Below are 21,339 nucleotides of genomic sequence, written 5' to 3'. Positions count from 1 at the left end.
GGCGGTCGTACCGTCGGCGCCGGCGTCGTCGCCAAGATCCTGAAGTAATTCGGATCCCTTAGCAGCAAACAATCAGCGAGGGCGGCCTCGTCGCCTTCGCCTCTCGTTCTTTAGGAAACGCCATGAAAAACCAAAAGATCCGTATCCGCTTGAAAGCCTTCGATTACAAGCTGATCGATCAGTCGGCCGCTGAAATCGTCGATACCGCCAAGCGTACCGGCGCCGTTGTCCGCGGCCCGGTGCCGCTGCCCACGCGTATCCGTCGCTATGACGTCCTGCGTTCGCCGCACGTCAACAAGACGTCGCGTGACCAGTTCGAAATCCGCACGCACCAGCGCCTGATGGACATCGTTGATCCCACCGACAAGACCGTTGACGCCCTGATGCGTCTGGACCTGCCGGCTGGCGTCGACGTCGAAATCGCGCTGCAGTAAAGCGTATCGGGCCTGCTACCTTCGCCGGCAGGCACGAAAAAAATGGCCGCATTCCTTGTGAGTGCGGCCATTTTGTTTTTGGGCAAGCCTGGCGCGGCGCCTGTCCGGAGTTGGGCAGGACGTCCACCTTTCCCAAGATCTAGTTAGCGTGTGCTCACTGCCGCAACCAGGTCCGCCAGGCGCGCTGCCACTGCCCAGACCAGCGAATTGTGGCGAAATGGCCCTTTGCTGTGGCGCCGAAGCACGCTAAGTGCTTGTGCTGACTGAAAAAAACATGCTAATATGCCAAGCTTGCCATTTTGTGGCAAGAGCAACTATGGGGAAAAGAAAGGCGGACCTCGCCTGAATTTGAACCAGGTTGAACATAGTCGTAGGGCAAAGGCCGTTACCTTTTGCCTGATTAGCCCCGACCAATCGCAGTCGGGAATGGAGAAAACGATGTCGAATTCGACACCCACGCCCGCCGCTCACCGGCTGGGGCTGGTGGGTCGCAAGGTCGGCATGACCCGCATTTTTACCGAGGAAGGTGAATCCATCCCGGTGACCGTGCTGGACGTGTCGAACAACCGTGTGACCCAAGTTAAGTCGCTGGAAACCGACGGCTACGCCGCGATCCAGGTGGCTTATGGCACTCGTCGTGCCTCGCGTGTGGCTCAGCCGCAAACGGGCCACTACGCCAAAGCCGGCGCTGAAGCCGGTAGCATCCTCAAAGAATTCCGCCTTGATCCCGCTCGCGCCGCTGAATTTGCGGCCGGTTCCGTGATCGCCGTGGAATCGGTGTTCGAAGCCGGCCAACAGGTCGACGTCACGGGCACCACCATTGGTAAAGGCTTCGCCGGTACCATCAAGCGTCACAACTTCGGTTCGCAGCGCGCGTCGCACGGTAACTCCCGTTCGCACCGCGTCCCGGGCTCGATTGGTCAAGCTCAAGATCCGGGCCGTATTTTCCCGGGTAAGCGCATGGCCGGTCACCTGGGTGATGTCACCCGCACCGTTCAAAACCTCGACGTCGTTCGCGTTGACGTTGAGCGCGGCCTGCTGCTGGTCAAGGGCGCTGTCCCCGGCCACGCTGGCGCCGACATCGTCGTGCGCCCGGCCATCAAGGCCCCGGCCAAGAAGGGAGCGTAAGTAAATGGATCTCAAGCTCCTGAACGACCAAGGTCAGGCCGCTGCTACGTTCAGCGCACCCGACACCATCTTCGGCCGTGACTTCAACGAAGCGCTGATTCATCAGATCGTGGTGGCTTTCCAAGCCAACGCCCGTTCGGGTAACCGCGCTCAGAAGGATCGCACTGAAGTCAAGCACTCGACCAAGAAGCCCTGGCGCCAGAAGGGTACCGGCCGCGCACGCGCTGGTATGACTTCGTCGCCGTTGTGGCGTGGCGGTGGTCGGATTTTCCCGAACTCGCCGGAAGAGAACTTCAGCCAGAAGGTCAACAAGAAGATGTACCGCGCCGGGATCCGTTCGATCCTGTCGCAGCTCGCTCGCGAAGACCGCATCGCCGTCGTCGAATCGTTTGATCTGGCATCGCCCAAGACCAAGGACGCAGCTGCCAAGCTGAAGAGCCTGGGCCTGGACTCGGTCCTGATCATCACCGACAGCGTTGATGAAAATGTTTACCTCGCCACCCGCAACCTGCCGCACGTTGCTGTTGTCGAGCCCCGTTATGCCGATCCGTTGTCGCTGGTCCACTACAAGAAAGTGCTGATCACCAAGCCGGCCATCGCTCAACTCGAGGAGATGCTGGGATGAACGCTGAACGCTTGATGCAAGTCATTCTGGCCCCGATCGTGACCGAAAAGGCCACCTTCGTTGCCGAGAAGAATCAGCAAGTCGCTTTCCGTGTCGTGGCTGACGCTACCAAGCCGGAAATCAAGGCTGCCGTCGAACTGCTCTTCAAGGTGCAGGTCGAGTCCGTGCAGGTCCTCAACCGTAAGGGCAAAGTCAAGCGCTTTGGCCGATTCGTTGGCCGCCGTCGCAATGAGCGCAAGGCTTACGTGTCGCTCAAGGACGGCCAGGAAATCGACTTTGCGGAGGTGAAGTAAATGGCCCTCGTAAAAGTTAAGCCGACTTCGGCTGGCCGCCGTGGCATGGTGAAGGTTGTCAGCCCGAACCTGCACAAGGGTGAGCCCTACGCGCCGCTGCTGGAAAAGAAGACCCGTGGTTCTGGCCGTAACAACAACGGTCACATCACGATCCGTCATCGTGGCGGTGGCCACAAGCAACACTACCGTGTCGTCGACTTCCGTCGCGACAAGGACGGCATCCCGGCAAAGGTCGAGCGCCTGGAGTATGACCCCAACCGTACGGCGCACATCGCTCTGCTGTGCTACGCCGACGGCGAACGTCGCTACATCATCGCTCCGCGCGGTCTGGAAGTTGGCGCCACGCTGCTGTCGGGCGTCGAAGCCCCGATCCGCGCTGGCAACACGCTGCCGATCCGCAACATCCCGGTGGGTACGACGATTCACTGCGTCGAAATGCTGCCTGGCAAGGGTGCTCAGATGGTCCGTTCGGCCGGCGCTTCCGCCGTCCTGCTGGCTCGCGAAGGCATCTACGCTCAAGTGCGTCTGCGCTCGGGTGAAGTCCGCCGTGTGCACATCGAATGCCGCGCCACCATCGGTGAAGTCGGTAACGAAGAACACAGCCTGCGCCAAATCGGCAAGGCCGGTGCAATGCGTTGGCGCGGTATCCGCCCGACGGTTCGTGGCGTTGCCATGAACCCGGTGGATCACCCGCACGGTGGCGGCGAAGGCCGTACCGGTGAAGCACGCGAACCGGTCAGCCCGTGGGGCACTCCGGCGAAGGGTTTCAAGACCCGTCGCAACAAGCGGACGAACAATATGATCGTCCAACGGCGCAAGCGCAAGTAAGAGGCGAACACTATGTCACGTTCGATCAAGAAAGGCCCGTTTGTCGATGCTCACCTGATCAAAAAGGTGGACACGGCCGTTGCGGGCAAAGACAAGAAGCCGATCAAGACCTGGTCGCGTCGCTCCACGATCCTGCCCGAGTTCATCGGTCTGACGATCGCTGTGCACAACGGCAAGCAGCACGTTCCCGTGTACATCAACGAGAACATGGTCGGTCACAAGCTGGGCGAGTTCGCACTGACCCGTACGTTCAAGGGTCACGCTGCGGACAAGAAGGCGAAGAGGTAAGCGATGGAAACTACTGCCATTATCCGTGGGGTTCACATCTCGGCACAGAAGACCCGTCTGGTTGCGGACCTGATCCGCGGCCAGAAGGTCGGTCGTGCCCTGGAAATCCTCACCTTCTCGCCGAAGAAGGCTGCCGTCATCCTGAAGAAGGCTGTCGAGTCCGCCATCGCCAACGCCGAGCACAACGACGGCGCCGACATCGACGAACTGAAGGTCACCACGATTTTCGTGGACAAGGCTCAGTCGATGAAGCGCTTCTCCGCTCGCGCCAAGGGCCGCGGCAACCGTATCGAGAAGCAGACCTGCCACATCACGGTCAAGGTCGGAGCTTAAGGAGTCACGATGGGTCAGAAAATTCACCCCACTGGGTTCCGTCTCGCGGTCACCCGTAATTGGTCCTCGCGTTGGTTCGCCGACGACAAGGCCTTCGGCACGATGCTGGCCGAAGACATTCGCGTTCGCGAGTACCTGAAGAAGAAGCTCAAGAGCGCCTCCGTCGGTCGCGTGATCATCGAGCGTCCCGCCAAGAATGCCCGCATCACCGTCTACTCGGCTCGTCCGGGCGTGGTGATCGGCAAGCGCGGCGAAGACATCGAAAGCCTGAAGGCTGATCTGCAGCGCCTGATGGGCGTGCCCGTGCACGTCAACATCGAAGAAATCCGCAAGCCGGAAACCGATGCTCAACTGATCGCCGACTCGATCTCGCAACAGCTCGAGAAGCGCATCATGTTCCGTCGCGCCATGAAGCGCGCGATGCAGAACGCCATGCGTCTGGGTGCCCAAGGCATCAAGATCATGAGCTCGGGCCGTCTGAACGGTATCGAAATTGCTCGCACCGAGTGGTATCGCGAAGGCCGTGTGCCGCTGCACACCCTGAAGGCCAACATCGACTACGGCACCTCCGAAGCCCACACGACCTATGGCGTGATCGGCATCAAGGTCTGGGTCTACAAGGGCGACATGCTGGCCAACGGCGAATTGCCGCCGGAAACCGCTGCCCCGCGTGAAGAAGAACGTCGTCCGCGCCGCGCTCCGCGTGGTGATCGTCCGGACGGTGCTCGCACCGGTCGTCCGGGTGGTCGTGGTCGTGGTGGTCCCCGCAAGGCGGACGCTGCTCCGGCGCCTGAAGGAGAATAACCATGCTGCAACCCTCTCGCAGAAAGTATCGCAAAGAGCAGAAGGGCCGCAACACCGGTCTGGCGACCCGTGGTACCCACGTGTCGTTCGGCGAATACGGTCTGAAGGCCACCGGCCGTGGCCGTCTGACCGCTCGCCAGATCGAAGCTGCTCGTCGTGCCATCAATCGTCACATCAAGCGTGGCGGCCGTATCTGGATTCGCATTTTCCCGGATAAGCCCATCTCGCAGAAGCCTGCCGAAGTCCGTATGGGTAACGGTAAGGGCAACCCGGAGTACTGGGTCGCTGAAATTCAGCCCGGCAAGGTGCTCTACGAAATGGAAGGGGTTAGCGAAGAGCTCGCGCGTGAAGCTTTCCGCCTGGCCGCTGCCAAGCTGCCGATTTCGACCACGTTCGTCGCGCGTCATATCGGTGCTTAAGGAGTACTAACATGAAAGCTAGCGAACTCCGTTCGAAAGACGCCGCCGAGCTCGGCAAAGAGCTCGAAAGCCTGCTGAAGGCACAATTCGGTCTGCGTATGCAGAAGGCCACGCAGCAACTGGCCAACACCAGCCAGCTGCGCAACGTGCGTCGCGACATTGCGCGCGTTCGTACCTTGCTGACCGAGAAGGCAGGGAAATAAAGATGAGCGAAACTCAAAACACCCAAGTGGCCAAGCGCCAGCGCACGCTGGTTGGCAAGGTCGTCAGCAACAAGATGGACAAGACTGTCGTCGTGCTCGTTGAGCGCCGCGTCAAGCACCCCATCTTCGGCAAGATCATCATGCGTTCCGCGAAGTACAAGGCGCACGATGAATCGAACCAGTACAACGAAGGCGATACGGTTGAAATCGCTGAAGGCCGTCCCATCTCGCGCTCGAAGTCGTGGCGCGTGGTGCGTCTGGTTGAAGCCGCACGTATCATCTAAGTAAAGCAGCACATCGGGACGGCGCGCCGTTCTGATATAAGACGGCAAGGGATAAAACCCTTGCCGTTTTTTTTCGCCCGAACTTTTGGCTTTGAATTCAGGGATCAGGACACCATGCGCGGTTTCATGAACGCGGCGCGGCTTGGCTTGTTGATGGCTTGCGCCTGGGCGGTGCCAACTGCGGCGCAGACGCGGCCGGATCCGGCGCCGTCGCAGGATCCGGCTGTCCTGGGGCGGGCCTTGCTAGATGCCGGTCCCGACGCGCGGGTGCGCCTGGATGGTCAGTCGCTCGATCACGCGGCCATGTTCGGGACCGAGGACGCAAACGAGCAGGCGTTGCTGGACGAGGAACGCGCCATCGCGCAACGCAGGGAGCAGATGCGGGTGCTGGAAAAGTTGCTCAGCGAGAAGCCGGCGGCCGACCTGCATCCGCCGGCGATGATTCCTTTGAAGCCTGGCGCCGACATGACTATGCCCAACCTGGCGCCGACGCCATCCGGCTCGCAACTGAACCGGGGAGCCCAGGACACGCGCCGAAGTTTGGACGACATGCAGCGCCGTGTCGACGGCCTGCGGCGTGAGGCCGACGCGCTGAGTCAGCGCGGCCGCTGATCGGGCCGGCCTCAGCGGCGCGCCGCCAGTTCGCGCAACCGTCCAGTGATGCCCGTGGGGAAGTAGTACACCGACACGACGAACAGAATCCCCAGCCACAACAGCCATCGATCCGGCTCGAACAGCAGCGCCAAGGGGGCCACGCCCGACACCGCGTCGTGGATCACGTGCAGGCCATCCTGCAGATAGCTTTGCGCGAAGACGAAGAGGCTGGCGCCCACCACGGCGCCATACATGGTGCCCATGCCGCCTATCACCAGCATCAGCAGGATGTTGAGCATGATCTCGAACGACAGCGAGGTATCCGGACCGTTGTAGCGCAGCCAGAGCGCGTACATGGCGCCTGCCAGCGTGGCGAAGGCTGCGGCGAGCAGGTTGGACAGGCTGCGGTACAGCACCGTGCGGTAGCCGATGGCTTCGGCGCGGAACGGGTTCTCGCGTATGGCTTGCAGCACGCGGCCGAACGGTGAATTCACGATGCGCAGCAACAGCAGGAACAGCACCACGCAGACCGCGGCGATCAGGTAGTAGGTGAGCACGCGGCCGTCGACCGTGACGCCGAAGATCTGCTCGGAGAAAGGCCGGAATGCCGGCCGCAGCATCTGCGGCACCTTGAAGTTCAGGCCATCCTCGCCGCCCGTCAGGTCGGACAACTGCGATACCAGCGTCTGAAACGCCGCGGCGACGGCCAGCGTGATCATGGCGTAGAAGATCGCGCGCACGCGCAGGCTGGCCAGGCCGATCAGCAGGGCGAACGCGAGCGATACCACCAGGCCGCCGCCCAGGCCCGCGAACACCGCGGTCCAACCCGGTTCCATGCGGATGCTGGCGATCGCCACGCCGTAGGCGCCGATGCCGAAGAACATGGTGTGCGCGAAGCTGACGATGCCGGTGTATCCCAGCAGCAGGTCATAGCTGGCGACCAGGATCACGAAGACCAGGATCTTCGCGGCCACCGCCAGCGACTTGGGGCCGGGAAAGAGAAAGGGCGCGGCGGCAAGCAGGGCCACGATGGCGATCAACGCCAGGGCCAGCAGCGTGCTGCGCGGGGGATCGCCGGAAAGCAGGCGTACGGACATGTCGGCGGTTCCTAGCGATTCGTGACCGGATACACGCCCTGCGGCCGCCACAACAGGATGGCGACCATCAGCGCGATGTTCGAGAACAGGGCGGCCTTGGGCAAGAGGAAGCCGGTGTAGTTGGCCATCAGCCCAACCAGCAAGGCGCCGATCAGGCAGCCCACGGTGGAGCCCAGGCCGCCGATCATGATGACGATGAAGATCAGCACGTTCACCTGCGCGCCCAGCTGCGGCACCACGGATTGCTGGTACATGCCCCACAGCACGCCGCCCAGGCCCGCCAGCATGGAACCGGCGACGAACACGCCCACGAACAGATGGCGGATACGGTAGCCCAGGCTTTCCACCATTTCGCGGTCCTCGACGCCGGCGCGGATCAGGAGACCGAGCTTGGTGCGGTTCAGCAGCCACAGCATGCCGCCCAGCACCAGCAGACCCGTCAGCAGGGCAACGATGCGGAACTTCTCGATGGCGGCATCGCCCAGCAGGAACGCGCCGCGCAGCGCCTCGGGCAGCGGCAGCGAAATCGTCTGCGGACCCCACAGCATCTTGATGATCTCTTCGCCGATGATCATGCCGCCCATGGTGATGAGGATCTGCTTCAGATGCTGGCCATAGACGGGGCGCACGATGACGCGTTCGAAGGCCAGGCCCACGGCGCCCGCGACCAGCATGCCCACGATCATGGCGGGCAGCACCGCGCCCAGGTTGAGCCACAGGCTGCCGGATTGCGTCCAGTCGGCCATCGAGCCCAGCACCGTCGCGGCCATGTACGCGCCGATGGCGATGAACAGGCCATGGCCGAAGTTCAGCACGTCCATCAGGCCGAACACCAAGGTCATGCCGGAGGCCACGATGAAGATGATCATGCCCATGGCCAGCCCCGCCAGGGTCAGGGTGACCCAGGTAGAGAAGGAACCCACCAGGGGCAGGGCCAGCGCGGCCAGGGCCACCACCAGCAGGACGGGGCGCAGGTCCGCGCGGACGCGCGGCAGCGGGGTATCGATTTCGAGCGTGCTCATTGGTGGCTTCCCAGCGACAGGCCCAAGAGGCGAGTCTGTAGTTCGTCGTCCGCGGCCAGCTCGGCCATGCCGCCGGCGTGGACGACGCGGCCGTTGTCCATCACGGCGACGTGATCGCCCACGAGGCGCGCGAAGTTGAAGTTCTGCTCGACCAGCAGGATGGTGGTGGACGCCTGCTTCAGTTCGATGAAGGCGTCGATCATGTTCTGAATGATGGCGGGCGCCAGGCCCTTGCTGGGTTCGTCCACCAACAGCAGCCGGCGCGGTTCGATGATGGCGCGCGCCACGGCCAGCATCTGCTTCTGGCCGCCCGACAGCTTGCCGGCCGGATGCAGCCAGAACTTCTTCAGCGCCGGGAAGAAGCCGAAGATCCATTCCAGCCGCGCTGTATCCAGCTGGCTGGCGTTCCTGGCCTGGCGTGCCGCCAGCAGGATGTTTTCCTTCACGGAAAGGTCGGCGAAGATGCCCATGTTCTCGGGCACGTAGGCCATGCCCATGCGCGCCATGTCGGGCGGCGAGGTGCGCGCGCCGGGACCGCCGATGGGCGCGCCGTCGAAGCTCACCTGGCCTTGCGAGGCGCGCCACAATCCCATGATGGTGCGCAGCGTGGTGGTCTTGCCGGCGCCGTTGCGGCCCAGCAGCATGGTCACGGCCGCCGGCGCGACCGCCAGGTCCACGCCGTGCAGGATGTGGTACGCGCCGATGTGCGTGTGCACGTCCTTCAATTCCAGCAGCGCCTGCGTCATGCCGCCTTCTCCGCCGGGCTGACGCCCAGATAGGCCTGCTGCACGATGGGCGAGGCGATCACCGCCGCCGGGTCGCCGTCGGCCATCAGCTGGCCGTTGTGCAGCACCACGATGCGGTCCGCCAGTTCACGCACCACGTCCATCTTGTGCTCCACGAGCAGGATTGTTTTCGTCGGATCGTTCTTGATCTCGCGGATCAGCTCCAGCACGACGGGCACGTCGTCCACGCTCATCCCCGCGGTCGGCTCGTCGAACATGAACACCTGCGGCTCCAATGCGATCAGCATGGCGATCTCCAGCTTGCGCTGGTCGCCGTGCGGCAAGTCGGCGGCGGACTGGTCGCGGCGCGCGGACAGGCGGGTGCGTTCCAGCAGCGCATCGGCGCGTTCGATCAGGCCGCGGTCGTCGCTCCAGGTGCGCCAGAAACGGATCTGGCGCCAGCCCATGCCTTGCTGGCGCGACTGCAGGGCCAGGCGCACGTTCTCATGCACGCTCAGGCGCGGGAACAGCTGCGTCAGCTGGAACGCGCGGCCCAGCCCCGCATGCATGCGCGCGGGCGCGGCCAGCGAGGTCAGGTCGCGCCCGTTCAGGCGCACCGTGCCGGCGCTGGCGCGCAGCTGGCCGGAGATCAGGTTGAAGTAGGTGGTCTTGCCCGCGCCGTTCGGGCCGACAATGGCGGTCAGGGTGCCAGGCGCATAGCTGCAGCTGACCTCGTTGACAGCCACGTGTCCGCCGAAACGGATCGTGAGCGATTGGGTTTCCAGCATGGATGGACGGCGCGCTCAGCGTTTGTTCTGGATCGGCACCGACATCTGGTCCGGCGTGATTTCCTTGACCAGGTCCTGCACGGCCCAAGGCACCGACGGATCGTTCTTGATGCGGAAGTGGTACATGGACTGCATGGCCTGGTGGTCCTCGGGGCGGAAGGTCATCTTGCCCTTGGGTGTATCGAAGCTCATGCCTTCCATGGCCTTGATCAGCGTGTCGGTGTCGGAGTTGCCGTTGGTCTTGGCCAGCGCGGTGGCGATCGCGATCCCCGAGGCCATGCCGCCCGCGGTGAAGAAGTCCGGCGGCTGGCCGTAGCGCTTCTGGTGCTCCGCCACCAGCCAGTCGTTGATCGGATTCTTAGGGATGCCATAGTAGTAATAGGTGGCGCCTTCCATGCCCGCCAGCGACTTCAGCGGCGTCATGGCGGCCAGCGTGTTGCCGCCGGTCGCGATCTCGATGCCGAAGCGCTTGGGGTCCAGGTCGGCGATCTTGAACGGATTGCCAGCGCCGGCCCACAGGATGAAGATGATCTTGCGGCCCGGCTTGTCCTTCAGCGCATCGAACAGGCGCTGCGCGCCGGCGGTGAAGTCGGTGGCGTTGGCGGGCAGGTATTCCTCGTGCACGATCTTGGCGTTCTTCAACGCGCCCTTGAACGCCTTCACGCCGTCGCGGCCGAAGGCGTAGTCCTGCGCCAGCATGGCGATCGAGGTGCCGGCCTGGTCGAAGGCGACCGCGTTGGCGATGGCGTCCTGCGACGAATTGCGGCCGGTGCGGAAGATGTACTTGTTCCACTTGTCGCCGGTGATCGAATCCGCCACGGCAGGCTCGACCAGCAGGATCTTCTCGTATTCCTCGGCGATGGGCAGCATCGCCAGCGCGACGCCGGACGAGGTGGGGCCGACAGCGATGTCGGCGTTGTCGTCGGCATAGGCCGAGGCCAGCTGGGCGCGAGCCACGTCGGGCTTGCCCTGGTTGTCCTTTTCAATCACGCGGATCTTGCGGCCGGCGACCGTCATGGTGCCTTGCGTCGCATATTCCAGCCCCAGCATCAGGCCGTTCTGGGTTTGCTTGGCATAGGCCTCCAGGGGGCCGGTCTTGTCGTAGACGTGGGCCACGACAAAGTCTTTCGCCGCTATCGCGGAGTTCATGCAGAGGCCGGCGAGCGCGGCGAGCAGGACGCGTTTCATGGGAGTCTCCTGTTATTGGGGGCGGGCAGCCGCCGTGTGGTCCGGCGTGGCAAGGAATAGTCGGATGGCGTCGATCTGCGGGGCCACGTTCAGGGCAGGGGCGTGGCCGCAATCGGGGAAGTCGATGCGCTGCGCGCGCGGTCCGCGGCAGGTCATGGCGTCGGCGACCTCGGGCAGCAGCAGGTCCGAATCGGCGCCGCGCAGCAGCAGCAGCGGCATGCGCAGCGAGTCATAACCGGTCCAGCGGTCGTAGTCGGCCGGGTGGTTGTTGAACTGGCCGACGATGGCCGGGTCGTAGTGCAGGGTGACGCGGCCGTCCGGCAGCCGGCGCACCGAGGTTTCCGCCATCCGGCGCCATTGCTCGTCGCTTTGCCAGCCGTAGGGCTTGTAGGCGACGCGCAACCAGGCTTCCAGTTCCGTGACCGTATCGAAGGCCGGCGGCGCGCCGACGTAGGCCACGATGCGGTCGATGGCGGCCTGCGGCAGTTCGGGTCCGATGTCATTGACGACCAGGTGCGAGATCCGGTCGCGCAGAGTGGTGGCGGCGGCGTGCATGCCGGTGGCGCCGCCCATGGACGTCCCCACCCAGCGCACGCGGGCCAGCGACAGCCCGTCCGCCAGGGCGCGGGCCAGCGTGGCATAGAAATCCAGCTGGTACTCTGCAACCGGATCGGGGCTCCATTGCGACAGGCCGCGGCCGATCGCGTCCGGGCAGATGATGCGGTAGTCGTCCGCCAGCGCCTGCGCCAGGTCGTCGAAGTCGCGGCCGGTGCGGGCCAGGCCATGCCACATGATGACGGGGGGCGCGTCCGCGGCGCCCCATTCGGTGTAGTGCAGCTCGCGGCCTGCGCAGCGCAGGTAGCGCGAAGCCGGCGCGTGGCGGCCGGCCGGTGCGGGCGCTGGTGCCATGGGTCTCCTCCCGGGTTGTCCAGGTTGTGTGCTTATCGGGCTGAATATAGACTTGCGCCAAGCGCGCCTTCAAGGCGCCGGACACCCCGCAGCAGGGTGAGTCAAGAATATGTAGACGCAGGATCACGAGCGCCCGGTGGCGGCGCCGGCGTCCAAGGAGACCGAGCCATGTCCGATACGGAATTCGCCATTTCGGCCAGCGCTGGCGCTGACCGGCGCGACGAATGGCGCGCGGCGCTGTCGCACGCGTTCGGTCCGTTCGAGGTGCATGGCGGCCGGCCCGACAGTTTCGCCGGGCATGTGCGCTATGCGCGCCGAGGCAGCCTGCAGTTCAACGACCTCCATTACCAGGGGCAGAAGCTGGAGCGCACCGCCGGCAACGTGTCGCGCCTGGACCAGGAGTTCTATACCTTTGGCCTGCCGCTGGCCGGACCGCTGGCCGTGCAGCAGCAGGGCAGGGCATTCCAGGTCGAACCCGGTTGCGTCTATCTGATGAACCAGAGCCTGCCCTACCAGGCCACGGCGCAGGGTGCGGCGGGCTACCGCAGCCTGAGCGTATCCTTTCCGCGCAGCGCGCTATTGCAGCGCGATTCCCGCGTCGGCGCCTTCTACAAGCTGCGCGTCGATGACGGTTCGCCGCGCGGGGCTTTGCTGGCCAGCTATATGGACCACCTGTTCAAAGGGGTGGACGGCTGGTCGGACGGCGAAGCAGCGGAACTTGGCGAACGCCTGATCGACCTGATCGTGCTGTTCCTGGTGCAGTCAGGCCAGGGGCACGCATCGGAGTCGGACAGCAGCGTCACGCTGGCGCACCGGCAGCGCGTGCTGGCCTACATCCGCCAGCATCTGGCGGATCCGGCGTTGTCGCCGCAGCAGGTGGCGCAGGGCTGCGGTTTGTCGGTGGCCTATCTGCACCGCATCCTGCGCGCTGGCGGCCTGTCGGTGGAGTCCTTCATCTTCGACCAGCGGCTCGACAAGTGCCGCGAACTGTTGCTGAATCCGCAGCACAGCCACCGCAGCATCGCCGAGCTGGCCTATCAGGTGGGTTTCTCGCACCCCTCGCATTTCAGCCGCCTGTTCAAGCGCCGCTTCGGCATGACGCCGCGCGATTTTCGGGCAAGTTCCTGAGCGGCGCTTGTGCGGCGCTGGCCCGCCTGGTTCTCGGGCATGAGGCAAAAAAAAGCCCCGCAGGATGTCTGCGGGGCTTAGTGTCACTGCCAGGTCAGATGTGCGTGATGAACTTCGTGACCAGGTAGCCGTCGAACGTTTCCAGGCCGCCTTCGCTGCCGATGCCGCTGTCCTTGATGCCGCCGAAAGGCGTCTCGGCCAGGGCGCTGCCGAAGTGGTTGATGTTGACCATGCCGGCTTCCAGGCCGTTGGAGACCTTGGTGGCCGTCTGCAGCGAGTTCGTGAACACGTAGGACGACAGGCCGAAGGGCAGGCTGTTGGCGCGGCGCAGCACTTCATCGGTATCCGTGAAGCGGACCACCGGCGCGACCGGGCCGAAGGGCTCCTCGGTCATCAGCATGGAATTGTCCGGCACGTCGGTCACGACCGTGGGGGCAAAGAAGAAGCCCTTGCGGTCCAGCGGGCCGCCGCCGACCACCACCTTGCCGCCATGCTTCTTGGCGTCGTCGATGAAGGCGCTCATGGCGGGGACGCGGCGCTCGTGCGCTAGCGGGCCCATGTCGGTGCCGGCTTCCAGGCCGTCGCCGACCTTGATGTTCTTCAGCACTTCGGAGAAGCGCGCGAGGAACTGTTCATAGGCGCCATTCTGGACATAGAAGCGGGTCGGCGACACGCACACCTGGCCGGCGTTGCGGATCTTGAACTTGGCCAGCATGGTGGCGGCGCGGTCGATGTCGGCGTCGTCGAACACCAGCACGGGCGAGTGACCGCCCAGTTCCATGGTGACGCGCTTCATGTGGGCGCCGGCCAGCGCGGCCAGCTGCTTGCCGACCGGCACGGAGCCGGTGAACGACACCTTGCGCACGATGGGCGAACGGATCAGGTAGTCGGAGATCTTGGCGGGTTCGCCCCAGACGATGTTCAGGCAGCCCTTGGGCAGGCCGGCGTCGTGGAACATGCGGGCAATGGCCATGACGGCGCTGGGTGAGTCCTCGGGACCCTTCAGCACCACCGTGCAGCCGGCGCCGATGGCGGCGGCGATCTTGCGGATGGCCTGGTTGTACGGGAAGTTCCAGGGCGTGAACGCGGCGCAGACGCCGATGGGTTCGCGCACCACGATCTGGCGCACGTCAGGATTGCGCGGCGGGACCACACGGCCGTAGATGCGGCGGCATTCCTCGGCGTGCCAGTCGGCGTGTTCGGCGCAGGAGGTGACTTCGCCCACGGCTTCGGCCAGCGGCTTGCCCTGGTCCAGCGTCATGTTGCGGCCGATTTCCTGGGCGCGTTCGCGCGACAGCGTCGCGACCTTGCGCAGGATGGCCGAGCGGTCCATGGGAGAGGATTTCTTCCACGACTCGAAGGCGCGCTGGGCGGCGGCTAGCGCCCGATCCAGATCCGCTTCGGTGGCGTGGGGCAGCTGGCCGAGAACTTCCAGCGTGGCCGGGTTGATGACGTCCTGGGTGCGCCTGCCCTCTCCGGCGACGAATTCGCCGTCGATATACAGCGCCAACTGTTCATACATGCCTGTCTTCCCTTGCGAAATAGGAGTGGATAGCGATCACTGTCGCCCACGCCAGTCTAAACCAGCTTGTCCGCGGCGGGGAGGGCCAATGCCCGGTGGCGCATTGGAGCCAATATGCAGGCGCAAGTCTTGCGTGCCCGCGCTGGCATGGACAAAATGGTGCATCTTTGGCTGTCTATCCGGCTACTTATTGTGCAACCCGTCGATGCGCGTCCGCCCAGCAAGCCCAGTTTCTACTCGCGCGTCTTTTTCCGCTTCATAGATTGGTTGCGCAACCGCATCGCCCAGGCCTCGCTGGTCGGCGACCGCCCCATTTTCGACAACGGCCAGTTTCCCTGGGTCGCGGCGCTCGAGGCCCAGGCGCCCGCCATCCGCACCGAGCTGGCCGGCCTGCTCTCCGAGCGCCAGCATCTGCCCGCCTTCCACGAAATCTCCCCCGACGTCGGCCAGATCACCTCGGACGACCAATGGAAGACTTTTGTGTTCATGGGTTACGGCCTGCGCTCCGAACGCAACCTGGCGCGTTGTCCCCAGACCGCCCGGGCGCTGCAGGAGATCCCGGGCATCCGCACGGCATTCTTCTCCATCCTGGAGGCCGGCAAGCGCATCCCCTTGCACACGGGCCCGTACAACGGCGTCCTGCGCCTGCATCTGGGGCTGGTGGTGCCGGAGCCCGCCGAACAATGCTGGATCGAGGTCGGGGGCGAGCGCTACAGCTGGCGCGAAGGCCGGGCGGTGGTGTTCGACGACCTCTATCCGCACCAGGTCCATAACGACACCTCCGGGCTGCGCGCCGTGCTTTTCGTGGACTTCGAACGCCCCTGCCGCGCTCCTGTAAAATGGTTGAACCGCCTGGTGCTCATGGCCGCCCCGTTCACGGACGAGATCCGTCGCGGGAAGGCCAATCATGACGCCTGGGAGAAGGGCTACTACCGCCAGAAATAGGGGGCAGATAGCCTCGGTGCCCCCTTCTCGGGGGAAAGCGTCGCTTTTGTGGGTTATCCACACAAAGTGCTTGCGCTCAAAAATTAACCACGTTAGAATTATCAGCTTTCCCAGATTGTCGATCGAGTTGGCCCGCGCCTATGCAGGTTAGCCCGACGTGTTGGGGGAATACCCGCAGGATTTCAACCCAGGGTCGTTGCGTTGCCAACCAGTTGCGTGAATAGGGCGAAAGCTCAATACATGCCAACACAAAAGCAGGGCGGCAGACCTGACGGGACCAAAACTGGCAGGAATTGCAGTGTTCCCTTGTTGGGAAAACCGTATTTCCAGTTAAGTTGGAACAGGAAAAATCATGATCCAAATGCAGACCACGCTGGATGTGGCCGATAACACTGGTGCGCGTCATGTCATGTGCATTAAGGTGCTCGGTGGCTCCAAGCGCCGTTATGCCGGTATCGGCGACATCATCAAGGTGAGCGTCAAAGATGCGGCTCCGCGCGGACGCGTCAAGAAAGGCGAAATTTACAATGCCGTGGTGGTTCGTACCGCCAAGGGCGTGCGCCGTAAAGACGGTTCGCTGATTCGTTTCGGTGGCAATGCCGCCGTGTTGCTCAACGCCAAGCTGGAGCCCATCGGCACCCGCATCTTCGGACCCGTTACGCGTGAACTGCGTACCGAGAAGTTCATGAAGATCGTGTCGTTGGCCCCGGAAGTGCTGTAAGGAGCCCTACGATGAACAACATTCGTAAAGGCGACGAAGTCATCGTCCTGACCGGCCGCGACAAGAAGCGTCGCGGTACCGTGCTGGCGCGCGTCGATGCCGACCACGTTCTGGTCGAAGGCGTCAACGTCGTCAAGAAGCACGTGAAAGCCAACCCGATGGCTAACAACCCGGGCGGGATTGTCGAAAAGACCATGCCGATTCACATCTCGAACGTCGCGCTGTTCAACCCGGCCACCGGCCGCGGCGACCGCGTGGGCGTGCAAGAAGTCGAAGGCCGCAAGGTTCGCGTGTTCCGTTCCAATGGTGCCGTTGTCGGCGCCAAGGCGTAAGGGGCGATAGACATGTCTCGTTTGCAAGATCTCTACAAGAGCAAGGTCGCTGCCGACCTGCAAGCCAAGTTTGGCTACAAGAGCACGATGGAAGTGCCGCGCATCACCAAGATCACCCTGAACATGGGTGTGTCGGAAGCGGTGTCGGACAAGAAAGTCATCGAGCACGCTGTTGGCGACCTGACCAAGATCGCTGGCCAGAAGCCCGTCGTGACGAAGACCAAGAAGGCTATCGCCGGGTTCAAGATCCGCGAAAACTACCCGATCGGTTGCATGGTCACGCTGCGCGGTCAACGCATGTACGAATTCCTGGATCGCCTGGTGGCGGTTGCGCTGCCTCGCGTGCGCGACTTCCGCGGTATCTCGGGTCGTGCGTTCGACGGCCGTGGCAACTACAACATCGGGGTGAAAGAGCAGATCATTTTCCCCGAAATCGAGTACGACAAGATCGACGCGCTGCGTGGGCTGAACATCAGCATCACCACCACCGCGAAGACCGACGAAGAAGCCAAGGCGCTGTTGACGGCCTTCAGCTTCCCGTTCCGTAACTAAGGGGCTGATGACGTGGCTAAACTTTCCCTCATCAATCGCGACATCAAGCGCGCCAAGCTGGCTGACAAGTTCGCCGCCAAGCGCGCTGAGTTGAAGGCGATCATCGACGACCAGTCGAAGACCGACGAAGAACGTTACCAAGCTCGGCTCAAGCTGCAACAGCTGCCGCGCAATGCCAACCCGACGCGTCAACGTAACCGTTGCGTGGTCACCGGTCGTCCGCGCGGTGTGTTCCGCAAGTTCGGCCTGACGCGCCACAAACTGCGTGAAATGGCGATGAAGGGTGAAATCCCCGGCATCACCAAGGCCAGCTGGTAGGAGAAACAATATGAGCATGAGCGATCCCATCGCCGATATGCTGACCCGCATTCGCAATGCGCAGCAAGTGGACAAAGTTACGGTGAACATGCCCTCCTCGAAGCTGAAGGCGGCCATTGCCGCTGTGCTGAAGGACGAAGGCTACATCGACAGCTTTGAAATCAAGGGCACCCAGGCCAAGCCTGAGCTCGAGATCACCCTGAAGTACTACGCTGGCCGTCCGGTCATCGAGCGCATCGAACGCGTCTCGCGCCCCGGTCTGCGTATCTACAAGGGCCGTACCAGCATTCCTCAGGTCATGAACGGCCTGGGCGTGGCTATCGTTTCGACCTCGCGCGGCGTCATGACCGACCGTAAGGCTCGCGCCAACGGCGTCGGCGGCGAAGTGCTGTGCTACGTGGCCTAAGGAGAAATTCGAATGTCACGTATCGCTAAGTATCCGGTCGAACTGCCCAAGGGTGTCGAAGCTGACATCAAGCAGGATCAGATCACCGTCAAGGGCCCGCTGGGCACCCTGACCCAAGCCCTGACCGGCGACGTCACGGTTGCGTTGGACAACGGCAAACTCACGTTTGTCGCCGCCAACGAAAGCCGTCACGCCAACGCCATGTCGGGTACCGTGCGCGCTCTGGTGGCCAACATGGTCACCGGCGTGAGCAAGGGCTTCGAGCGCAAGCTGACCCTGGTTGGCGTGGGTTACCGCGCCTCGATCCAAGGCGATGCCGTTAAGCTGCAGCTCGGTTTCTCGCACGACGTTTTGCACCAGTTGCCGGCCGGTATCAAGGCCGAGTGCCCGACCCAGACGGAAATCGTCATCAAGGGCGCCAACAAGCAAGTCGTCGGTCAGATGGCCGCTGAAATCCGCGCGTACCGCGAACCCGAACCCTACAAGGGCAAGGGCGTGCGTTACTCGGACGAACGCGTCGTCATCAAAGAAACCAAGAAGAAATAACGGCGCACGCAAGGACGAATCATGGACAAAAAAGTTTCCCGTTTGCGTCGTGCGGTTCCGACCCGCCGGAAGATCAACGAGCTGCGCGTTCATCGCCTCTCGATTTTCCGCTCGAACCAGCACATCTACGCCAACATCATTTCGCCGGAAGGCGATCGCGTTCTGGTCAGCGCCTCGACGGTCGAAGCCGAAGTGCGCGCGCAACTGGCCGGCCAAACCGGTCAGGGCGGCAACAAAGCCGCTGCGTCGCTGGTTGGCAAGCGCGTGGCCGAAAAGGCCAAGGCCGCCGGTATCGAACTGGTCGCTTTCGATCGCTCGGGCTTTCGTTACCATGGCCGCGTGAAAGCGCTGGCCGATGCCGCGCGTGAAGCCGGCCTGAAGTTCTAAGCGAGGATCTGTCAAATGGCTAAAGTACAAGGCAAGAACGCCGCGGAAAAAGAGAACGATGACGGCCTCCGCGAAAAGATGATCGCGGTCAACCGCGTGAGCAAAGTGGTCAAGGGTGGTCGCACCATGAGCTTTGCCGCGCTGACCGTGGTTGGCGATGGCGATGGCCGCATCGGCATGGGTAAGGGCAAGGCGCGTGAAGTGCCGGTGTCCGTTCAGAAGGCTATGGAACAAGCCCGCCGCGGCATGTTCAAGGTCGCTCTGAAGAACGGCACGCTGCACCACACCGTGGTTGGCAAGCATGGCGCCGCTACCGTGCTGATCTCGCCCGCTGCTGAAGGTACCGGCGTTATCGCCGGCGGCCCGATGCGCGCTATTTTTGATGTGATGGGTGTGCGTAACGTGGTTGCCAAGAGCCTGGGCTCGAGCAACCCCTACAACATGGTTCGCGCCACGTTGAACGGCCTGCGCGCCTCCATGACCCCGGCTGATGTTGCTGCCAAGCGCGGCAAGTCGGTCGAAGAAATCCTGGGGTAAATCATGGCTCAGAAGCAGATCAAAGTGACCCTCGTGCGCTCGGTGATCGGTACCAAGCAATCGCACCGTGATACGGTTCGCGGTTTGGGCTTGGGCCGCATCAACAGCAGCCGCGTGCTGGTCGATACGCCCGAGGTGCGTGGGATGATCCGTAAGGTGGATTATCTCGTTTCCGTCTCGGAAGCCTAAGGAATCACCATGTCGGATATGCAACTTAATTCGCTGAAGCCCGCTGAGGGCAGCAAGCACGCCAAGCGCCGCGTCGGCCGTGGCATCGGTTCGGGTCTGGGTAAGACCGCCGGCCGTGGTCACAAGGGTCAGAAGTCGCGCTCGGGCGGTTTCCATAAGGTTGGCTTCGAAGGCGGTCAAATGCCGCTGCAGCGTCGTCTGCCCAAGCGTGGTTTCACCCCGCTCGGCCAGCACCTGTACGCCGAAGTCCGTCTGTCGGACCTGCAAGCCCTGCCCATCGACGAAGTCGACGTGCAAGTGCTGAAGGCCGCTGGCGTGATTGGCCAGGCGGTTCGTTACGCCAAGGTCATCAAGTCGGGTGAACTCTCGCGCAAGGTCGTGCTCAAGGGCATTACCGCGACGGCCGGCGCTCGCGCCGCCATCGAAGGCGCGGGCGGCTCGCTTGCTTGATCACGAGGTGACGAGTGGCTAACGCGCAGGCATTGGGCAAAACCGGAGCACGGTACGGCGATTTGAAGCGCCGCCTCGTGTTCCTGGTGCTCGCCCTGGTGGTTTACCGTTTGGGTACACACATCCCCGTACCGGGCATCAACCCGGATGCGCTGGCGGACTTGTTCCGTCAGAACCAGGGCGGGATCCTGGGCCTGTTCAACATGTTCTCGGGCGGGGCGCTCTCGCGCTTCTCGATTTTTGCCCTGGGGATCATGCCGTACATTTCGGCATCCATCATCATGCAGCTGATGTCTGTGGTGGTGCCGTCGCTGGAATCGCTCAAGAAAGAGGGCGAAGCCGGCCGTCGGAAGATCACCCAATACACCCGCTACGGCACGGTCGTGCTGGCGCTGGTGCAGGCTGTGGGCATTTCGGTAGCGTTGGAGTCCCAGCAGGGACTGGTGATCGATCCGGGCATGCTGTTCCGCTTCACGACCGTCGTGACCTTGGTCACCGGCACCATGTTCGTCATGTGGCTGGGTGAGCAAATCACGGAACGTGGTCTGGGCAACGGGATTTCCATCCTGATCTTCGCAGGTATCGTTGCGGGTCTGCCCGCGGCGCTGGCTGCACTGTTGGACCTGGTCCGCACCAACTCGATGTCCGTGCTTTCGGCACTGTTCATCGTGGCTCTGGTGGTGCTGGTTACCGCTTTTGTGGTGTTCGTGGAACGCGGACAGCGCAAGATCACGGTGAACTACGCCAAGCGTCAGGTCGGCAACAAGGTCTACGGTGGTCAAAGCTCGCATTTGCCGCTGAAGCTGAACATGGCAGGGGTGATTCCGCCGATCTTCGCGTCGTCGATCATTCTGTTCCCGGCCACGATCACGAGCTGGTTCTCCAGCAGTGAGAACATGCGCTGGCTTAGCGACCTGGCTGCGGCCCTGTCGCCTCGTCAACCGCTCTACATCACGCTGTACTCGGTCGCGATTATTTTCTTCTGCTTTTTCTACACGGCTCTGGTGTTCAACAGCCGCGAAACGGCGGACAACCTGAAGAAGAGTGGTGCGTTTGTTCCGGGCATCCGTCCGGGCGAACAAACAGCGCGCTACATCGACAAGATCCTGATGCGTCTGACGCTCGCAGGTGCCATCTACATCACGTTGGTGTGCCTGTTGCCGGAATTCTTGGTGATGCGCTGGAACGTTCCCTTCTACTTCGGTGGTACGTCCCTGTTGATTATTGTGGTGGTGACGATGGATTTCATGGCGCAGGTTCAGGCCTACATGATGTCTCACCAGTACGACTCGTTGCTCAAGAAGGCTAACTTCAAGGGCGCGGGTTTGCCGATGCGGTAAGCAA

At 63.0% G+C, this 21,339-nt stretch carries 32 protein-coding genes; 25 read left to right on the top strand and 7 right to left on the bottom strand.

Annotated elements, in window-relative coordinates; all coding sequences use genetic code 11:
* Window positions 1–122: 122 nt before the first annotated feature.
* From rpsJ to BRO63_RS31540, 12 genes are all read left to right on the top strand, one after another.
* Entirely contained in the window at window positions 123–434 is a 312-nt protein-coding gene (rpsJ, locus tag BRO63_RS31595) for a 30S ribosomal protein S10 (protein WP_003806903.1), read from the top strand.
* Between the two features lie 438 nt (window positions 435–872).
* The gene (rplC, locus tag BRO63_RS31590) at window positions 873–1,562 is read left to right on the top strand and encodes a 50S ribosomal protein L3 (RefSeq protein ID WP_008168945.1); all 690 of its coding nucleotides are present in this window, start codon (window positions 873–875) and stop codon (window positions 1,560–1,562) included.
* A 4-nt stretch (window positions 1,563–1,566) separates the two neighbouring features.
* The gene (gene rplD, locus BRO63_RS31585; RefSeq protein WP_013397019.1) at window positions 1,567–2,187 is read left to right on the top strand and encodes a 50S ribosomal protein L4; all 621 of its coding nucleotides are present in this window, start codon (window positions 1,567–1,569) and stop codon (window positions 2,185–2,187) included.
* Window positions 2,184–2,480 carry a 50S ribosomal protein L23 gene (rplW, locus tag BRO63_RS31580; protein ID WP_006216557.1) on the top strand — a complete coding sequence of 99 codons (297 nt, stop codon included), beginning with the start codon at window positions 2,184–2,186 and terminating at the stop codon, window positions 2,478–2,480. The genes rplD and rplW overlap by 4 nt, the downstream gene beginning before the upstream one ends.
* Complete coding sequence (rplB, locus tag BRO63_RS31575) at window positions 2,481–3,308, top strand: 50S ribosomal protein L2 (protein ID WP_013397018.1); 828 nt, start codon at window positions 2,481–2,483, stop codon at window positions 3,306–3,308.
* A gap of 12 nt (window positions 3,309–3,320) precedes the next feature.
* A complete protein-coding gene (gene rpsS, locus BRO63_RS31570; RefSeq protein ID WP_006216555.1) occupies window positions 3,321–3,596 on the top strand; it encodes a 30S ribosomal protein S19 in 276 nt (91 codons plus the stop codon).
* 3 nt (window positions 3,597–3,599) lie between these two features.
* Window positions 3,600–3,929 carry a 50S ribosomal protein L22 gene (gene rplV, locus BRO63_RS31565; RefSeq protein WP_006227021.1) on the top strand — a complete coding sequence of 110 codons (330 nt, stop codon included), beginning with the start codon at window positions 3,600–3,602 and terminating at the stop codon, window positions 3,927–3,929.
* A gap of 9 nt (window positions 3,930–3,938) precedes the next feature.
* On the top strand, window positions 3,939–4,733 hold the full coding sequence (rpsC, locus tag BRO63_RS31560; protein WP_006216553.1) for a 30S ribosomal protein S3: 795 nt from the start codon (window positions 3,939–3,941) through the stop codon (window positions 4,731–4,733).
* 2 nt (window positions 4,734–4,735) lie between these two features.
* Window positions 4,736–5,152, top strand: a complete 417-nt coding sequence (gene rplP / locus BRO63_RS31555; protein ID WP_006392071.1) for a 50S ribosomal protein L16 — start codon at window positions 4,736–4,738, stop codon at window positions 5,150–5,152.
* Window positions 5,153–5,163: 11 nt separating this feature from the next.
* Window positions 5,164–5,355 (top strand): 50S ribosomal protein L29, encoded by a 192-nt coding sequence (gene rpmC / locus BRO63_RS31550; protein ID WP_003806912.1) that lies wholly within the window; start codon window positions 5,164–5,166, stop codon window positions 5,353–5,355.
* A gap of 2 nt (window positions 5,356–5,357) precedes the next feature.
* Window positions 5,358–5,639, top strand: coding sequence for a 30S ribosomal protein S17 (gene rpsQ, locus BRO63_RS31545; RefSeq protein WP_006216549.1), 282 nt, complete (start codon window positions 5,358–5,360; stop codon window positions 5,637–5,639).
* A gap of 60 nt (window positions 5,640–5,699) precedes the next feature.
* The gene (locus BRO63_RS31540; RefSeq protein ID WP_256943444.1) at window positions 5,700–6,251 is read left to right on the top strand and encodes a hypothetical protein; all 552 of its coding nucleotides are present in this window, start codon (window positions 5,700–5,702) and stop codon (window positions 6,249–6,251) included.
* A gap of 11 nt (window positions 6,252–6,262) precedes the next feature.
* Here the strand turns inward: BRO63_RS31540 and BRO63_RS31535 are convergent, their stop codons facing one another.
* Genes BRO63_RS31535 through BRO63_RS31510 form a run of 6 tightly spaced genes read right to left on the bottom strand, consistent with a single transcriptional unit; the run spans window position 6,263 to window position 11,962 of the window.
* Window positions 6,263–7,330 (bottom strand): branched-chain amino acid ABC transporter permease, encoded by a 1,068-nt coding sequence (locus BRO63_RS31535; protein WP_088143477.1) that lies wholly within the window; start codon window positions 7,328–7,330, stop codon window positions 6,263–6,265.
* Between the two features lie 11 nt (window positions 7,331–7,341).
* Window positions 7,342–8,352 carry a branched-chain amino acid ABC transporter permease gene (locus BRO63_RS31530; RefSeq protein WP_088143476.1) on the bottom strand — a complete coding sequence of 337 codons (1,011 nt, stop codon included), beginning with the start codon at window positions 8,350–8,352 and terminating at the stop codon, window positions 7,342–7,344.
* Window positions 8,349–9,098 (bottom strand): ABC transporter ATP-binding protein, encoded by a 750-nt coding sequence (locus tag BRO63_RS31525; RefSeq protein WP_088143475.1) that lies wholly within the window; start codon window positions 9,096–9,098, stop codon window positions 8,349–8,351. The genes BRO63_RS31530 and BRO63_RS31525 overlap by 4 nt, the downstream gene beginning before the upstream one ends.
* Complete coding sequence (locus BRO63_RS31520) at window positions 9,095–9,865, bottom strand: ABC transporter ATP-binding protein (RefSeq protein ID WP_088143474.1); 771 nt, start codon at window positions 9,863–9,865, stop codon at window positions 9,095–9,097. The genes BRO63_RS31525 and BRO63_RS31520 overlap by 4 nt, the downstream gene beginning before the upstream one ends.
* Window positions 9,866–9,880: 15 nt before the next feature.
* Window positions 9,881–11,053, bottom strand: a complete 1,173-nt coding sequence (locus tag BRO63_RS31515; protein ID WP_042795911.1) for a substrate-binding domain-containing protein — start codon at window positions 11,051–11,053, stop codon at window positions 9,881–9,883.
* Between the two features lie 12 nt (window positions 11,054–11,065).
* Window positions 11,066–11,962, bottom strand: coding sequence for an alpha/beta fold hydrolase (locus tag BRO63_RS31510; protein WP_088143473.1), 897 nt, complete (start codon window positions 11,960–11,962; stop codon window positions 11,066–11,068).
* A gap of 168 nt (window positions 11,963–12,130) precedes the next feature.
* Here BRO63_RS31510 and BRO63_RS31505 point away from each other — a divergent pair, with 168 nt between their 5' ends.
* Window positions 12,131–13,090, top strand: coding sequence for a helix-turn-helix domain-containing protein (locus BRO63_RS31505; protein WP_088143472.1), 960 nt, complete (start codon window positions 12,131–12,133; stop codon window positions 13,088–13,090).
* Between the two features lie 94 nt (window positions 13,091–13,184).
* Here the strand turns inward: BRO63_RS31505 and BRO63_RS31500 are convergent, their stop codons facing one another.
* Window positions 13,185–14,612, bottom strand: a complete 1,428-nt coding sequence (locus BRO63_RS31500; RefSeq protein ID WP_088143471.1) for an NAD-dependent succinate-semialdehyde dehydrogenase — start codon at window positions 14,610–14,612, stop codon at window positions 13,185–13,187.
* Between the two features lie 192 nt (window positions 14,613–14,804).
* Between BRO63_RS31500 and BRO63_RS31495 the strand changes: the two genes are divergently transcribed.
* The 12 genes from BRO63_RS31495 (at window position 14,805) to secY (ending at window position 21,335) form a co-directional block, all read left to right on the top strand.
* Window positions 14,805–15,557, top strand: coding sequence for an aspartyl/asparaginyl beta-hydroxylase domain-containing protein (locus BRO63_RS31495; RefSeq protein WP_088143493.1), 753 nt, complete (start codon window positions 14,805–14,807; stop codon window positions 15,555–15,557).
* A gap of 352 nt (window positions 15,558–15,909) precedes the next feature.
* Window positions 15,910–16,278 (top strand): 50S ribosomal protein L14, encoded by a 369-nt coding sequence (rplN, locus tag BRO63_RS31490; protein WP_006216531.1) that lies wholly within the window; start codon window positions 15,910–15,912, stop codon window positions 16,276–16,278.
* A gap of 11 nt (window positions 16,279–16,289) precedes the next feature.
* A complete protein-coding gene (gene rplX, locus BRO63_RS31485; protein WP_006389623.1) occupies window positions 16,290–16,610 on the top strand; it encodes a 50S ribosomal protein L24 in 321 nt (106 codons plus the stop codon).
* 12 nt (window positions 16,611–16,622) lie between these two features.
* Complete coding sequence (gene rplE, locus BRO63_RS31480; RefSeq protein ID WP_054457265.1) at window positions 16,623–17,162, top strand: 50S ribosomal protein L5; 540 nt, start codon at window positions 16,623–16,625, stop codon at window positions 17,160–17,162.
* Window positions 17,163–17,174: 12 nt separating this feature from the next.
* Window positions 17,175–17,480: a 30S ribosomal protein S14 gene (gene rpsN, locus BRO63_RS31475; protein ID WP_006216527.1), complete on the top strand. Its 306-nt coding sequence runs from the start codon at window positions 17,175–17,177 to the stop codon at window positions 17,478–17,480.
* Between the two features lie 10 nt (window positions 17,481–17,490).
* A complete protein-coding gene (gene rpsH, locus BRO63_RS31470; protein ID WP_006392029.1) occupies window positions 17,491–17,886 on the top strand; it encodes a 30S ribosomal protein S8 in 396 nt (131 codons plus the stop codon).
* 12 nt (window positions 17,887–17,898) lie between these two features.
* The gene (gene rplF / locus BRO63_RS31465; protein WP_088143470.1) at window positions 17,899–18,432 is read left to right on the top strand and encodes a 50S ribosomal protein L6; all 534 of its coding nucleotides are present in this window, start codon (window positions 17,899–17,901) and stop codon (window positions 18,430–18,432) included.
* 21 nt (window positions 18,433–18,453) lie between these two features.
* On the top strand, window positions 18,454–18,819 hold the full coding sequence (gene rplR / locus BRO63_RS31460) for a 50S ribosomal protein L18 (protein ID WP_013397004.1): 366 nt from the start codon (window positions 18,454–18,456) through the stop codon (window positions 18,817–18,819).
* Between the two features lie 15 nt (window positions 18,820–18,834).
* A complete protein-coding gene (gene rpsE, locus BRO63_RS31455; RefSeq protein ID WP_013397003.1) occupies window positions 18,835–19,356 on the top strand; it encodes a 30S ribosomal protein S5 in 522 nt (173 codons plus the stop codon).
* 3 nt (window positions 19,357–19,359) lie between these two features.
* Window positions 19,360–19,545, top strand: coding sequence for a 50S ribosomal protein L30 (gene rpmD / locus BRO63_RS31450; RefSeq protein ID WP_006216520.1), 186 nt, complete (start codon window positions 19,360–19,362; stop codon window positions 19,543–19,545).
* A 9-nt stretch (window positions 19,546–19,554) separates the two neighbouring features.
* Entirely contained in the window at window positions 19,555–19,995 is a 441-nt protein-coding gene (rplO, locus tag BRO63_RS31445) for a 50S ribosomal protein L15 (protein WP_013397002.1), read from the top strand.
* A gap of 14 nt (window positions 19,996–20,009) precedes the next feature.
* Window positions 20,010–21,335, top strand: a complete 1,326-nt coding sequence (gene secY, locus BRO63_RS31440) for a preprotein translocase subunit SecY (RefSeq protein ID WP_013397001.1) — start codon at window positions 20,010–20,012, stop codon at window positions 21,333–21,335.
* Window positions 21,336–21,339: the final 4 nt, after the last annotated feature.

Source organism: Achromobacter xylosoxidans (assembly GCF_002192695.1).
Taxonomy (GTDB): domain Bacteria; phylum Pseudomonadota; class Gammaproteobacteria; order Burkholderiales; family Burkholderiaceae_B; genus Achromobacter; species Achromobacter xylosoxidans_C.
Note: the sequence above shows the minus strand (reverse complement) of the source record. Positions and strands in the feature narration are given on the sequence as shown.

Coding starts and splice junctions, on each gene's coding strand:
- rpsJ (WP_003806903.1), top strand. CDS start 123: ATGAAAAACCAAAAGATCCGTATCCGCTTGAAAGCCTTCGATTACAAG.
- rplC (WP_008168945.1), top strand. CDS start 873: ATGTCGAATTCGACACCCACGCCCGCCGCTCACCGGCTGGGGCTGGTG.
- rplD (WP_013397019.1), top strand. CDS start 1,567: ATGGATCTCAAGCTCCTGAACGACCAAGGTCAGGCCGCTGCTACGTTC.
- rplW (WP_006216557.1), top strand. CDS start 2,184: ATGAACGCTGAACGCTTGATGCAAGTCATTCTGGCCCCGATCGTGACC.
- rplB (WP_013397018.1), top strand. CDS start 2,481: ATGGCCCTCGTAAAAGTTAAGCCGACTTCGGCTGGCCGCCGTGGCATG.
- rpsS (WP_006216555.1), top strand. CDS start 3,321: ATGTCACGTTCGATCAAGAAAGGCCCGTTTGTCGATGCTCACCTGATC.
- rplV (WP_006227021.1), top strand. CDS start 3,600: ATGGAAACTACTGCCATTATCCGTGGGGTTCACATCTCGGCACAGAAG.
- rpsC (WP_006216553.1), top strand. CDS start 3,939: ATGGGTCAGAAAATTCACCCCACTGGGTTCCGTCTCGCGGTCACCCGT.
- rplP (WP_006392071.1), top strand. CDS start 4,736: ATGCTGCAACCCTCTCGCAGAAAGTATCGCAAAGAGCAGAAGGGCCGC.
- rpmC (WP_003806912.1), top strand. CDS start 5,164: ATGAAAGCTAGCGAACTCCGTTCGAAAGACGCCGCCGAGCTCGGCAAA.
- rpsQ (WP_006216549.1), top strand. CDS start 5,358: ATGAGCGAAACTCAAAACACCCAAGTGGCCAAGCGCCAGCGCACGCTG.
- BRO63_RS31535 (WP_088143477.1), bottom strand. CDS start 7,330: ATGTCCGTACGCCTGCTTTCCGGCGATCCCCCGCGCAGCACGCTGCTG.
- BRO63_RS31530 (WP_088143476.1), bottom strand. CDS start 8,352: ATGAGCACGCTCGAAATCGATACCCCGCTGCCGCGCGTCCGCGCGGAC.
- BRO63_RS31525 (WP_088143475.1), bottom strand. CDS start 9,098: ATGACGCAGGCGCTGCTGGAATTGAAGGACGTGCACACGCACATCGGC.
- BRO63_RS31520 (WP_088143474.1), bottom strand. CDS start 9,865: ATGCTGGAAACCCAATCGCTCACGATCCGTTTCGGCGGACACGTGGCT.
- BRO63_RS31515 (WP_042795911.1), bottom strand. CDS start 11,053: ATGAAACGCGTCCTGCTCGCCGCGCTCGCCGGCCTCTGCATGAACTCC.
- BRO63_RS31510 (WP_088143473.1), bottom strand. CDS start 11,962: ATGGCACCAGCGCCCGCACCGGCCGGCCGCCACGCGCCGGCTTCGCGC.
- BRO63_RS31505 (WP_088143472.1), top strand. CDS start 12,131: ATGTCCGATACGGAATTCGCCATTTCGGCCAGCGCTGGCGCTGACCGG.
- BRO63_RS31500 (WP_088143471.1), bottom strand. CDS start 14,612: ATGTATGAACAGTTGGCGCTGTATATCGACGGCGAATTCGTCGCCGGA.
- rplN (WP_006216531.1), top strand. CDS start 15,910: ATGATCCAAATGCAGACCACGCTGGATGTGGCCGATAACACTGGTGCG.
- rplX (WP_006389623.1), top strand. CDS start 16,290: ATGAACAACATTCGTAAAGGCGACGAAGTCATCGTCCTGACCGGCCGC.
- rplE (WP_054457265.1), top strand. CDS start 16,623: ATGTCTCGTTTGCAAGATCTCTACAAGAGCAAGGTCGCTGCCGACCTG.
- rpsH (WP_006392029.1), top strand. CDS start 17,491: ATGAGCATGAGCGATCCCATCGCCGATATGCTGACCCGCATTCGCAAT.
- rplF (WP_088143470.1), top strand. CDS start 17,899: ATGTCACGTATCGCTAAGTATCCGGTCGAACTGCCCAAGGGTGTCGAA.
- rplR (WP_013397004.1), top strand. CDS start 18,454: ATGGACAAAAAAGTTTCCCGTTTGCGTCGTGCGGTTCCGACCCGCCGG.
- rpsE (WP_013397003.1), top strand. CDS start 18,835: ATGGCTAAAGTACAAGGCAAGAACGCCGCGGAAAAAGAGAACGATGAC.
- rpmD (WP_006216520.1), top strand. CDS start 19,360: ATGGCTCAGAAGCAGATCAAAGTGACCCTCGTGCGCTCGGTGATCGGT.
- rplO (WP_013397002.1), top strand. CDS start 19,555: ATGTCGGATATGCAACTTAATTCGCTGAAGCCCGCTGAGGGCAGCAAG.